We start from the raw sequence: 12,292 nt of genomic DNA, 5'->3' as shown, positions 1-12,292 counted from the left end.
ATAAAAGACCTTTTTTGATGAATTAAAGCGTGTAGTTATCAGACCACTGCTCGAGAATGTGTTTATAAGGCTTAATGAAATATTCTTCGGTAAATCGACCCTGTTCAATCGCCAACCGGCTTCGCTCTTCGCGGTCATAAACAATTTTGGTTAATGAATGATCCTGCTGGTTCAGGTCCGGGCGATAAAACAGTCCCGCCGCCGAGTTCGCGTTATAAATTTCCGGGCGATAGATTTTCTGGAACGTTTCCATCGTGCTGATGGTGCCGATCAGTTCCAGATCGGTGTAATCGCTCAGCAAGTCTCCGGTAAAGAAGAACGCGAAAGGCGCCACGCTGTTCTCAGGCATGAAGTAGCGGACCTTCAGGCCCATTTTGGCGAAGTACAGTTCCGTTAAAGATTCGCCATCCGGCGCGTACTCAATACCCAGAACAGGGTGCTGGTTACCGGTGCGGCGATAGGTGTCTTTGCTCGAGACGCTCAGGCAGATCACCGGGCCCTTTCTGAAGTTCTCTTTGTATTCCGGCGAGTTCACAAAATGGCGGAAAATATTGCCGTGCAGTTCGCCAAACTTTTCCGGAATACTGAAGTGCTGCTGGTTCTTGTTGTGCTCCAGCAGCAGGACGCTGAAATCATAATCCCGCACGTAAGAGGAGAAGTTATTCCCGACAATGCCTGCGATACGCTGGTTATTTTTTTTGTCGACAATATACGTCTGCAAAATCTCGATGGCCGGGAACGGCTTTTCCGCGCCAATGTTCAAATCGACAGAGATGATTTCAAGCTCAACCGCGTAGCGATCGGCGGTCGGGTTATCCCAACGCGCCAGGGCGTTAAAGCGGTTGTTGATCATCACCAGCGTATTGCGCAGGTTTTCCTGACGTTTTTCCCCACGCGCCAGGTTGGCAAAGTTGGTGGTCGTACGCGTATTTTCTGACGGATTGTAATTCTCATCGAAGCAACTGCGCTTAAGGGTATATGTGAAAGCTTTGCTCATTGTGGTTATGCATCCTAAGTTCATGTTGCTAAGAAGTTACTAATGCATAATTTATGCCTGAGCCCGCGGCGCAGGGGAAGTGACTTAATTTCAATGCAACATGAGGGAAGTTCATGAACAGGGAGACGCTGAGTGGAAACTTCAGATTGCTTCAGGCAGGGAAGTGAAAGAGTAAGGGGCATCGGGCCCCTTTGGGCTATGCTGTAGGACGTTCGTCCCAGGCGTCGCTGTGCATGATGTTCCCAGCGGCGATGCGCCAGGTAATTTTTTCATACTGCAGGCTTACGCTTTCAACCACGCTTTATTCGGGGCGAACCAACCGCGTTTTGAGGGTGCCAGGAATGAAATAACTCTTTAGCTGAGCGGGTAGCAAAGCAGGCATTGCTATTGTTCTTCCTTCCTCGTCGCAAAATTCGACAAGATAGCCCAGTGTCGGGGTATCGAAAACCATAACAATCGTACCAACAGCCCCTTTTACCAGTCCTTCATCAGGTAAATCCTCGTCTAAAACCACAACGTCTAATTCGGCTCTTTTCATTTTTGTTTTCTCATTTAACGAATAGGGTTGTCAGGCGAGGAACTAGCGCGTCAGTTTCATACATCCAGCCTGTACGCACGATCGCTGTTTCACCGTTGACGCCTAAAATGGGCATATCGACAGCCATTGTTTGACCGTAATTGTTGGCCTGCAACACTTTTGCTGGGACCGATAATACGCCTTCCTGAATTCTTGCTGCTAAAACATCTGCATTAGTTGGGTTGTATCCCAGCGCTGACTCAAACACCCTGGCTTTGTGCCCACCTGTAGGATGTGTTGAATCTAAAGCATAGGTGGCGAGCTTTTTCGGATCGATAATGGCGTGTTCAGCGTTCACTAACGTACCGCTTTCAGATGTGAAACCTTTTACATATGGGCTTTCAAACGTTGGTATTTTACTGAGACCCGATATTTCATCTATCTCGCTTAGAGGATTCAACCTGCCCATTGTTAATCCTGCTGCAATAGAGGCACCCGTAATAATTAACCCTTTGTTATTCATCACTTGATCGTAACCCGCTGGAGCATCCCCGCCAAGCTGCTGCGCGGTTTCATGAAACCCTTCAATGTTGCCGTTATATACACCGCCAGCGGCCAGCAGGCGGCCAACGGTTTTACTGTTCAGCGTTTTCCCCGATCGTGCAGTTGTTGGTCCGTAATAATCATAATGTATCCGTTGAGTGGGGGCAGGCTTCCTGCCTTGCCGATCGGCAATAACGTGCCGGTAGGCACTCATGATTTCGTCCTTATACCATGCATGCCAGGATGAGGCTGTTGGAGTAAACATCAGATCGCCGTTGTCGTCGATGTAAAATGGATTCCGGTCGCTGCTCCAGCGCCTGGAGGTATCTACACCAACAAGCCAGCCAATTTGCAGCTCTTGCTCAACTTCATCATAAATCGGATCTGCGTAGCCGCGACCTTTTCGCTCATACGGCCTTTTATATGGGAACACGCTGTATATTTTTTTGGGAAGACCAAAAGAGAGGCTTTGACCGTTCGCTTCATAAGACAGATCATAATGTATACATGCCTCTTTCAGCGAACCTGCTGGCGTGAGAATGTATTGAAAATCTCCAGGGCTTAATTGCCGTGTTAAATCATGTGACCGGTAGAGTCGGAACATGCCGAATCCTTATCGTTAAGCAACATTGTTTCTTTCAAGGGCATATTTTTTCATTCTTTAATAAGAAAAAGCAGCCTACGCCTGAAGCGAACACAGATATTCAACCCACATCATATTTATGAACTGCTCATTTTTTTTAAGAAAATAACCTGGCAATTTTTAACCATTTTTTTAGGCGTTAGCGTGAGTATATGTTGAATCAATAATGAACCAGATTCAGGCAGCTAAACGCCATATCTGCTTCTCTGGTACACCATCCCCAATTCCCGCTATAATCCCCAAAATTTCCAACCGGTTTAGAAACGATCATGACAAAACTCACCTTACAAGAGCAGATGCTGAAAGCGGGCCTGGTCAGCAGCAAGAAAGCGGCGAAAGTGCAGCGCACGGCAAAGAAATCACGCGTTCAGGCACGTGAGGCTCGGGAAGCGGTAGAAGAGAACAAGAAGGCGCAGATCGAGCGTGACAAGCTGCTGAGCGAGCAGCAGAAGCAGGCCGTACTCGCTAAAGAGTTTAAAGCGCAGGTGAAGCAGCTGATCGAGATGAACCGCATCACCGTGGCGAAGGGCAACATCACCTTTAACTTCACCGACGGTAATCTGATCAAAAAAATTGAGGTCGACAAGCAGACGCAAACCCAGCTGATCAACGGCCGTCTGGCCATTGCGCGCCTGGTGCTCAATGCAAACGGCGACTGTGAATACGCGATCATTCCGGCGGTGGTGGCTGATAAAATTGCCCAGCGCGATGCCGACAGCATCGTGTTAAACAGCGCGCTCAGTCAGGAAGAGCAGGACGAAGACGATCCGTACGCGGACTTCAAAATTCCTGACGATTTGATGTGGTAAACCGCGTTCAAAACGGGGCGGCGTGGCGGGCGTTAACCGGCTCTCCGCTCACGGGATGAATAAAATTCAGCTCGCTGGCATGCAGCATCAGCCGGGGCGTTTCCTTAGCCCCCGGCGCGTCAAGACCGCCATACAGATCGCAGCCCAGAATAGGGTGCCCCAGCTGTTGGCAGTGGATGCGCAGCTGGTGGGTTCGCCCGGTTTCCGGCGTCAGTTCCACCCGCGTTAACGGCACTCCTGTCCCCCGAAAAAAACGTTTCACCACCCGATAACGGGAACGGGCGGGTTTACCGTTGATGGCGCAGATCGACATCAGCGGGAACAGCGCCGGGTCTTTGGCAATGGGCGCGTCTATTATTCCCTCGTCGTTTCCCAGATGTCCATAAAGCAGGGCGCTGTAGACTTTCTCCACGCTGCGCTGGCTGAACTGCTGGCAAAGCGCCGCATTGATGGCCTTATTGCGCGCAACCACCATCAGCCCGGACGTGCCGAAATCCAGACGGTGTACCAGCGTGCAGCCGGGGAACGTCTGCACCAGACGATAATGGACAGAATCGAGGTTTTGCGGGTTTTTGCCCGAGAGGCTGAGCAGGCCGGAAGGCTTATTAATCAGCAGCAGATGTTCATCCTGCCAGAGGATCTCAATGTCGTCGTGACACGGTGGGGCAATAAAAGAATCGATAATCGCAGACATCAGGCCGCCCGGCTGGAGAGTGGATGCGGATGATAGCGAAATGCGGGGAAAAGAAAAACCCTCCCACCGGGCGGTGAGAGGGGGAAATCTTACGCGGCTACCAGGCTGTCGATGGCGGCTTTCGCGTCGGTCTGCGCTTTGGTCGCCACTTCCGGACCGTAAGCGATGCCTTCCGCGAACACGAAGTTCACGTCAGTGATGCCGATGAAGCCGAGGAACAGGCTCAGGTACGGCGCAACCAGGTCAGTTGGGGTATCTTTATGGATACCGCCACGGCTGGTCAGGACGATCGCACGCTTGCCTTTTACCAGACCTTCCGGGCCGTTCTCGGTGTAGCGGAAGGTTACGCCAGCGCGCGCCACCAGGTCGAAGTAGTTCTTCAGCTGGGTAGGAATGTTGAAGTTGTACATTGGAGCGTTGATGACGATAACGTCGTGCGCCTGCAGCTCAGCAATCAGCTCGTCGGACAGGGCCAGGGCTTCCTGCTGACGCGGGGACAGCGGCGCATCGCTTGGGCGCAGTGCGCCAACCAGCTCGCCGTCCAGGACAGGAATAGGGTTTGCTGCCAGGTCACGCACGGTGATTTCGTCCGCAGAATGCTGTTCACGCCACTGTTCAACGAAGTAATCAGACAGCTGACCAGACTGAGAGTACCCTGCCAGAATACTGGATTTCAAAACTAATACTTTGCTCATGGGTGATTCCTGTTGTTGCATTTGATTGAAGGGGGGTGCCCCGTTGCTTGTTGACACTTTATTCACAATCCTGCCACAGAGATAGCGCAATATATCGAAGCCTATGTTCGAATTTTTTGAATAAGGCGCTAAAAGCGTCAATGTGGTACTCTATAGCAATCATTAAAAAGAGATTTTATCCGGCAGAGCACTGCCCGTTAACGCTATGACAGAACAACCCAAAATCACCTTCCCGATGCTCCTGCAACAGCTTGATTCCCTGATGCTGCGCGATAAACAGCGGTTTTCCCGCCGGCTGCACGGCGTGAAGAAGGTTAAAAATCCTGATGCACAACAGGCCATTTACCAGGAGATGGCCAAAGAGATTGAACAGGCGGCAGGGAAGGTTGTGCTGCGCGAAGCCGCGCGTCCGGCGATCACCTACCCGGAAAACCTGCCTGTCAGCCAGAAGAAACAGGACATCCTTGAGGCCGTCCGCGACCACCAGGTGGTGATTGTCGCCGGGGAAACCGGTTCAGGCAAAACCACCCAACTGCCGAAAATCTGTATGGAGCTGGGCCGCGGGGTGAAGGGGCTGATTGGCCACACCCAGCCGCGTCGTCTGGCGGCGCGCACCGTGGCGAACCGTATTGCCGAAGAGCTGCAGACGGAGCCGGGCGGCTGCATCGGCTACAAGGTGCGATTCAGCGACCATGTCAGCGACAACACCATGGTCAAGCTGATGACGGACGGTATCCTGCTGGCGGAAATACAGCAGGACCGCCTGCTGATGCAGTACGACACCATCATCATCGATGAAGCGCACGAGCGCAGCCTGAACATCGACTTCCTGCTTGGCTATCTTAAAGAGCTGCTGCCGCGTCGCCCTGATCTGAAAATCATCATTACCTCCGCGACCATCGACCCGGAGCGCTTCTCAAAACACTTCAACAATGCGCCGATTATTGAAGTGTCGGGCCGCACCTATCCGGTGGAAGTGCGCTATCGCCCGATTGTGGAAGAGGCGGACGATACCGAGCGCGACCAGCTGCAGGCCATCTTCGACGCTGTTGACGAGCTGGGCAACGAGAGCGCGGGCGACATCCTGATCTTCATGAGCGGCGAGCGCGAAATTCGCGATACCGCCGATGCGCTCAGCAAGCGCGACCTGCGCCACACCGAGATCCTGCCGCTGTATGCGCGCCTGTCCAACAGCGAACAGAACCGCGTCTTCCAGCCACACAGCGGACGCCGCATCGTGCTGGCGACCAACGTGGCGGAGACCTCGCTGACCGTACCGGGGATTAAATACGTTATCGACCCGGGCACGGCGCGCATCAGCCGCTACAGCTACCGCACCAAGGTTCAGCGCCTGCCGATTGAGCCGGTCTCCCAGGCTTCCGCTAACCAGCGTAAGGGCCGCTGCGGCCGCGTGTCGGAAGGGATCTGTATTCGTCTTTATTCCGAAGACGATTTCCTGTCTCGCCCGGAGTTTACCGACCCGGAAATTCTGCGCACCAACCTGGCATCCGTTATCCTGCAGATGACCGCGCTGGGGCTGGGCGACATCGCGGCATTCCCGTTTGTGGAAGCGCCGGACAAGCGCAACATTCAGGACGGCGTGCGTCTGCTGGAAGAACTCGGGGCGATTACCACCGACGAGCAGGCGAGCATCTATAAGCTGACACCGCTGGGCCGCCAGCTCAGCCAGCTGCCGGTCGACCCGCGCCTGGCGCGCATGGTGCTGGAAGCGCAAAAGCACGGTTGCGTGCGCGAGGCGATGATCATCACCTCGGCGCTCTCCATTCAGGACCCACGCGAGCGTCCGATGGACAAACAGCAGGCGTCGGACGAAAAGCACCGCCGCTTCCACGACAAAGAGTCCGATTTCCTCGCCTTTGTGAACCTGTGGAACTACCTCGGCGAGCAGCAGAAAGCGCTCTCCTCGAACCAGTTCCGCCGCCAGTGCCGCGTGGATTTCCTTAACTACCTGCGCGTGCGTGAATGGCAGGATATCTACACCCAGCTGCGCCAGGTGGTGAAAGAGCTGGGCATTCCGGTGAACAGTGAACCGGCGGAGTACCGCGAAATTCACATCGCGTTGCTGACCGGCCTGCTGTCCCATATCGGGATGAAGGATGCGGATAAGCAGGAATATACCGGCGCGCGTAACGCGCGTTTCTCCATCTTCCCGGGTTCCGGCTTGTTCAAGAAGCCGCCGAAGTGGACCATGGTCGCGGAGCTTGTGGAAACCAGCCGCCTGTGGGGGCGCATTGCCGCGCGCATCGACCCGGAATGGGTTGAGCCGGTGGCTCAGCACCTGCTGAAACGCTCGTACAGCGAGCCGCACTGGGAGCGCGCGCAGGGCGCGGTGATGGCGACCGAAAAAGTGACCGTTTACGGCCTGCCGGTGGTCGCCGCGCGTAAGGTCAACTACAGCCAGATCGATCCGGCGCTCAGCCGCGAGCTGTTTATCCGCCACGCGCTGGTGGAGGGGGACTGGCAGACGCGCCACGCGTTCTTCCGTGAAAACCTGAAGCTGCGCGCCGAGGTGGAAGAGCTTGAGCACAAGTCCCGACGCCGCGACATTCTGGTGGACGATGAGGCGCTGTTTGAGTTTTACGACCAGCGCATCAACCATGATGTGATCTCCGCCCGCCACTTTGACAGCTGGTGGAAGAAGGCCAGCAAAGCGACGCCGGACCTGCTCAACTTCGAAAAGAGCATGCTGATTAAAGAGGGGGCGGAGTCGGTCAGCAAGCTCGACTACCCGAACTTCTGGCATCAGGGCAACCTCAAGTTGCGTCTGACCTACCAGTTTGAACCGGGCACCGACGCGGACGGCGTAACCGTCCACATTCCGCTGCCGCTGTTAAACCAGGTCGACGAGAGCGGGTTTGAGTGGCAAATTCCCGGCCTGCGCCGCGAGCTGGTGATTGCGCTGATCAAATCCCTGCCGAAACCGGTGCGGCGCAATTTTGTGCCAGCGCCAAATTATGCGGAAGCGTTTCTGGGCCGCGTCACGCCGCTGGAACTGCCGCTACTGGACGCGCTGGAGCGTGAGTTCCGCCGCATGACCGGCACCACCATCGACCGCGAAGACTGGAACTGGGATCAGGTGCCCGATCACCTGAAAATCAGCTTCCGCGTGGTGGATGATAAAAACAAAAAGCTGCTGGAAGGGCGTTCCCTCAGCGAGCTGAAAGAGGCGCTGAAAGGCAAAGTTCAGGAGACGCTTTCTGCGGTGGCGGACGACGGCATCGAGCAGAGCGGGCTGCATATCTGGAGCTTTGGCCAGCTTCCGGAAAGCTACGAGCAGAAGCGCGGCAACTATAAGGTCAAAGCCTGGCCGGCGCTGGTGGACGAACGTGACAGCGTGGCGATCAAACTGTTTGATAACCCGCAGGAACAGCAGCAGATGATGTGGCGCGGGCTGCGCCGCCTGCTGCTGCTCAACATCCCGTCGCCGATCAAGTATCTGCACGAGAAGCTGCCGAACAAAGCCAAGCTGGGGCTCTACTTTAACCCGTACGGCAAGGTGCTGGATCTGATTGACGACTGCATCTCCTGCGGCGTGGACAAGCTGATCCACGAGGCGGGCGGCCCGGTCTGGACGGAAGAAGGTTTTGCGAAGCTGCATGACAAGGTTCGCGCCGAGCTGAACGACACAGTGGTGGAGATAGCCAAACAAGTCGAGCAGATCCTCACCGCCGTGTTCAATATCAACAAGCGCCTGAAGGGGCGCGTGGATATGACCATGGCGCTGGGGCTGTCGGACGTGAAGGCGCAGATGGCGGGGCTGGTGTACCGCGGCTTTGTCACAGGCAACGGCTTTAAGCGTCTGGGAGATACGCTGCGCTATCTGCAGGCGATTGAAAAACGTCTGGAGAAAATGGCGATCGATCCGCACCGCGATCGCGCGCAGATGCTGAAGGTCGAAAGCGTGCAGCAGGCGTGGCAGCAGTGGTTAAACAAGCTGCCGCCGGCGCGCCGCGACGATGAAGATGTGCAGGAGATCCGCTGGATGATCGAGGAGCTGCGTGTCAGCTTCTTTGCTCAACAGCTCGGTACGCCGTATCCGATTTCGGATAAGCGTATATTGCAGGCGATGGAGCAGATTTCCGCTTAACGTCCTTGCCCGGTTTTCTCCCTCTCCCACAGGGAGAGGGTCGGGCTGATGCCTTCACCCATTCACAATCGCCAGCGTAAACCCATCCCATCCCTTAACCCCCACCGTTTGCAGCGCGGTGGCGGTTAAGCGCGGGTTATCCCCCGTCATCTCGATAAAACGCCGCACGCCCAGCACGCGCGCGTCGTCGCTTTGCCCGTTAATGACCTCGCCGTCGCGGACCACGTTATCGCCGATGATCACCGTGCCGGGACGGGAATAGTGCAGCGCCCACTCCAGATAGCCGGGATTGTTTGGCTTATCGGCATCAATAAAGATCAGGTCGAACGGCGGAACGTCACCGAAATTCTCCAGCGAGTTCAGCGCCGGGCCTTCTATTAATTCAATACGATCGTTCAGCCCCGCGAGGCGAATATTCTGGCGGGCAACATCGGCATGCGTTGGGTCCGCCTCGAGCGTAATCAGCTTTCCGTCCGGCGGCAGGGCGCGCGCCATCCAGATAGAGCTATAGGCACCCAGCGTACCGATCTCAAGAATGCGTCTTGCCTGCGTCATGCGCACGAACAGCGCCAGCAGCTGTCCCTGATTGGCCGCAACATCGTGTTCGGGTAGCCCGGCGCGTTTGTTGTTTTCAAGAACCTTCTGAAGAACCTCATCCTCAGGGATAAGCGAAGAAATCATGTAATTATCTACTGCAGACCATTGTTGTTGCATAGATTGACTCCTTAAGAGGGATTGCCGGGTGGCGGCTACGCCTTACCCGGCCTACGGGTGCGAAATGCAGGTCCGGTAAGCAAAGCGCCACCGGGCAGGTTTTCAGGCACTGACCCATCCTCCGCCCAGTGCTTTATACAAATCAATCTGCGCCAGCAGCAGGTTATTTTTGACCTGCACCACGTTGGTCTGGACCGAGTACAGCGTGCGCTGCGCGTCCAGCACGTCAAGATAGGATGAATAACCGTTGCGATAGCGGTTCTGCGCAATGCGCAGCGTCTCCCGGGCCACATCCTGCTGGGCAAGCAGTTCCGTCAGCTGTTCCTGATAGCGCGTAATGGCATCAAGGCTGTTGTTCACTTCGGCAAACGCGTTACGCACGGTTTTTTCATACGCATACAGCGCCTGGTTACGCTGGGACTGGGAAATATCCACCTGCGCGTTCAGCGCCTGGCGGTTCAGCAGCGGGGCGAGAATACTGCCGCCTGCGCTCCAGAGCTGGAGCGGGTTATCCAGCAGGCCGGAAAGGGTGCGATCCTGGATCGATCCGGTTGCGGTCAGGTTGATCGACGGCAACAGGCTGGCGCGTGACGCGGCAAGCGAGGCATCAGCCGCGACCAGCTGTCGCTCGGCCTGCACGATATCCGGCCGACGATTCAGGAGCGTGGAGGGCAGCTGTGACGGCAGCGTGAGCGGCGTCAGCGCCGCAAAGCTTTCGCTACGCGCTACCGCACCGGGATTGCTTCCCAGCAGCAGGCTCAGGGCATTCTCCTGCTGCGCAATCTGATGCCGCAGCACGGGCACCTGCGCTCGCGTTGAGCGAAGCTCGGAATCAGACTGCATCAGCTCCAGGCGCGAACTGTAGCCCGTCTCAAGCTGGCGTTTGGCAAGATTAAACGCCTCTTCGCGTGATTTCAGCGTGGATTCGGTCACGCGCAGCTGTTCATCAAGCGAGAGCAGGGTGACGTACCCGGAGGCAACGGACGAGGCGACGGTGAGATCCGCAGCCGCGGCGGCGGCTTTTTGCGCCTCCAGCGAGGCTTCGGCGGCATTGGCCGTGCTGCGGTTGACGCCCCAGATATCAACATCATAGCTCGCCGTCAGGCTGCCTCTGTACAGCGTGCTGTAGACCGGCAACCCGGTGGCGGCGGATTGCGAACGGGCGCGCGTCCCGGTTACGCCCGCGTCGAGCGAAGGAAACAGGCTGCCGTCGGCGGCAAAGACCCGCGCCTGATATTCGTTAATTCGTTCCCGCGCGATCAGCACGTCGCTGTTGTTTTTTAGCGCCTGGTCCACATTGCGGTTGAGGTTGTTGTCATGAAAATTGCGCCACCAGAGCTGTTCCGTCGGGCTGGTTGGCCCTGAGACGGCGCGCCATTGAGCCGGAATTTGCAGGGTCGGCTGCGCCGGCTTGACGTCAACGGACTGGCATCCGGCCAGCATGAGCGCCCCCACCAGCGCGGCTATCGGGCGAAGGATCATGGCTTCGCCTCCCGCGTATCAATCGTCACCTGGACCGACATACCCGGACGCAGCAGCGCAGACTCTTCAGGCTTACCGAGCACCTCAATGCGCACCGGAATACGCTGGGCGATTTTGACAAAGTTGCCGGTGGCGTTGTCCGGCGTGATAGCGCTGAATTCAACCCCGGTCGCCGGCGAGATGCTCTCTACGCGGCCCTGATACGCTTTGTTGTTTAAGGCATCGACGGTAAACTTCACCGGCTGACCGACGCGCAGCTCCGCCAGCTGGGTCTCTTTGATGTTGGCAATCACCCAGTGCTGCGGCGGTACCAGCGTAGTGAGGTGCGTTCCGGCGGTCACGTACGCGCCGAGACGCACGGCAATCTGGCCGAGCTGGCCGTCGCGCGGGGCGATAATGCGGGTGTTTTGCAGGTCAATCTGCGCCAGCTCCAGCGCCGCTTTGGCGTTTTCAACATCTGCCTCCAGCGCGCCGCGGTTCACAATCACCGTCTGCAGATCCTGACGCGACATCTCAAGCGTGGCTTTCGCCTGGTCGATATCCGCGCTGCCCTGAGCCGCACTGGCCAGCGCGGCATCGCGCTCGCGAATGGAAAGCGACCCATCCGCCGTCAGATCCTTCACGCGCTTTAAATCCGCCTGGGTTTTCAGGCTCTGGGCGCGGGCATTTTTCAGCGCGGCTTCATTTTTGGCAATGGTCGCTTCGGCGCTTTTCCGCTGCTGCAGGTTGTTATTCAGCGCGGCAATTTTCATCGCCAGCTGCGCCTCGGCCTGATGCACGCGCTGACGATAGATGCGGTCATCGATCTGCAACAGCAGATCGCCTTTTTTGACCTGCACAAAGTCCTGAACCTTCACCTCGGTGATATAGCCGTTAACCTGGGGGCTGATGAACGTCGTCTGGCCGCGCACGTAGGCGTTGTCGGTAAACTGCGCGTGGCGGGTAAACGGCGGCAGCTGCCAGGCGTAAAGAATGACCAGCACGCCGACAATACCGATGGCAGCGGCGGTGAAAACGGAAACAATGCGCACATTTTTGCGGGTGTTGGCCTGCTCTTTGGCGGCATCCTGCTGACTCATAAACTCTCCAG

At 56.4% G+C, this 12,292-nt stretch carries 9 protein-coding genes and 2 pseudogenes; 2 read left to right on the top strand and 9 right to left on the bottom strand.

Annotation, left to right across the window (positions count from 1 at the left end):
* Positions 1–22 precede the first annotated feature (22 nt).
* From ACTJI7_RS01275 to ACTJI7_RS01260, 4 genes and pseudogenes are all read right to left on the bottom strand, one after another.
* Positions 23–997, bottom strand: coding sequence for a DUF1852 domain-containing protein (locus ACTJI7_RS01275; protein WP_048956426.1), 975 nt, complete (start codon positions 995–997; stop codon positions 23–25).
* A gap of 196 nt (positions 998–1,193) precedes the next feature.
* Positions 1,194–1,292: pseudogene (locus tag ACTJI7_RS01270) on the bottom strand (type VI secretion system tube protein Hcp); the annotation flags it as partial.
* A gap of 18 nt (positions 1,293–1,310) precedes the next feature.
* Positions 1,311–1,535 (bottom strand): annotated as a pseudogene (locus tag ACTJI7_RS01265) (DUF4926 domain-containing protein); the annotation flags it as partial.
* Positions 1,536–1,545: 10 nt separating this feature from the next.
* Entirely contained in the window at positions 1,546–2,661 is a 1,116-nt protein-coding gene (locus ACTJI7_RS01260; RefSeq protein ID WP_048998486.1) for a DUF6883 domain-containing protein, read from the bottom strand.
* A 308-nt stretch (positions 2,662–2,969) separates the two neighbouring features.
* Between ACTJI7_RS01260 and ACTJI7_RS01255 the strand changes: the two genes are divergently transcribed.
* Complete coding sequence (locus ACTJI7_RS01255; protein ID WP_028013071.1) at positions 2,970–3,509, top strand: DUF2058 domain-containing protein; 540 nt, start codon at positions 2,970–2,972, stop codon at positions 3,507–3,509.
* Between the two features lie 7 nt (positions 3,510–3,516).
* On the opposite strand, the gene ACTJI7_RS01250 is transcribed toward ACTJI7_RS01255, so the two are convergent.
* Entirely contained in the window at positions 3,517–4,203 is a 687-nt protein-coding gene (locus ACTJI7_RS01250; RefSeq protein ID WP_440669538.1) for an RluA family pseudouridine synthase, read from the bottom strand.
* A gap of 89 nt (positions 4,204–4,292) precedes the next feature.
* Positions 4,293–4,898 (bottom strand): FMN-dependent NADH-azoreductase, encoded by a 606-nt coding sequence (gene azoR / locus ACTJI7_RS01245; protein WP_008502313.1) that lies wholly within the window; start codon positions 4,896–4,898, stop codon positions 4,293–4,295.
* Positions 4,899–5,103: 205 nt separating this feature from the next.
* Here azoR and hrpA point away from each other — a divergent pair, with 205 nt between their 5' ends.
* Entirely contained in the window at positions 5,104–9,006 is a 3,903-nt protein-coding gene (gene hrpA, locus ACTJI7_RS01240; protein ID WP_440669536.1) for an ATP-dependent RNA helicase HrpA, read from the top strand.
* A gap of 54 nt (positions 9,007–9,060) precedes the next feature.
* Here hrpA and ACTJI7_RS01235 read toward each other — a convergent pair whose 3' ends face one another.
* The 3 genes from ACTJI7_RS01235 to ACTJI7_RS01225 all read right to left on the bottom strand — a co-directional run bounded on the left by ACTJI7_RS01235 (position 9,061) and on the right by ACTJI7_RS01225 (position 12,281).
* Positions 9,061–9,720, bottom strand: a complete 660-nt coding sequence (locus ACTJI7_RS01235) for an O-methyltransferase (protein ID WP_047368505.1) — start codon at positions 9,718–9,720, stop codon at positions 9,061–9,063.
* 102 nt (positions 9,721–9,822) lie between these two features.
* Complete coding sequence (locus ACTJI7_RS01230) at positions 9,823–11,202, bottom strand: efflux transporter outer membrane subunit (RefSeq protein WP_440669534.1); 1,380 nt, start codon at positions 11,200–11,202, stop codon at positions 9,823–9,825.
* Positions 11,199–12,281: an HlyD family secretion protein gene (locus tag ACTJI7_RS01225; RefSeq protein ID WP_047368507.1), complete on the bottom strand. Its 1,083-nt coding sequence runs from the start codon at positions 12,279–12,281 to the stop codon at positions 11,199–11,201. The genes ACTJI7_RS01230 and ACTJI7_RS01225 overlap by 4 nt, the downstream gene beginning before the upstream one ends.
* Between the last annotated feature and the right edge of the window lie 11 nt (positions 12,282–12,292).

Origin of the sequence: Enterobacter sp. 22499, assembly GCF_052044815.1 — a bacterium.
GTDB lineage: Bacteria > Pseudomonadota > Gammaproteobacteria > Enterobacterales > Enterobacteriaceae > Enterobacter > Enterobacter bugandensis.
This window is presented reverse-complemented; position numbering and strand designations above follow the sequence as displayed.

Bases quoted from the DNA above. Each gene is read 5' to 3' on its own strand.
- ACTJI7_RS01275 (WP_048956426.1), bottom strand. From the start codon at position 997: ATGAGCAAAGCTTTCACATATACCCTTAAGCGCAGTTGCTTCGATGAG.
- ACTJI7_RS01260 (WP_048998486.1), bottom strand. From the start codon at position 2,661: ATGTTCCGACTCTACCGGTCACATGATTTAACACGGCAATTAAGCCCT.
- ACTJI7_RS01255 (WP_028013071.1), top strand. From the start codon at position 2,970: ATGACAAAACTCACCTTACAAGAGCAGATGCTGAAAGCGGGCCTGGTC.
- ACTJI7_RS01250 (WP_440669538.1), bottom strand. From the start codon at position 4,203: ATGTCTGCGATTATCGATTCTTTTATTGCCCCACCGTGTCACGACGAC.
- azoR (WP_008502313.1), bottom strand. From the start codon at position 4,898: ATGAGCAAAGTATTAGTTTTGAAATCCAGTATTCTGGCAGGGTACTCT.
- hrpA (WP_440669536.1), top strand. From the start codon at position 5,104: ATGACAGAACAACCCAAAATCACCTTCCCGATGCTCCTGCAACAGCTT.
- ACTJI7_RS01235 (WP_047368505.1), bottom strand. From the start codon at position 9,720: ATGCAACAACAATGGTCTGCAGTAGATAATTACATGATTTCTTCGCTT.
- ACTJI7_RS01230 (WP_440669534.1), bottom strand. From the start codon at position 11,202: ATGATCCTTCGCCCGATAGCCGCGCTGGTGGGGGCGCTCATGCTGGCC.
- ACTJI7_RS01225 (WP_047368507.1), bottom strand. From the start codon at position 12,281: ATGAGTCAGCAGGATGCCGCCAAAGAGCAGGCCAACACCCGCAAAAAT.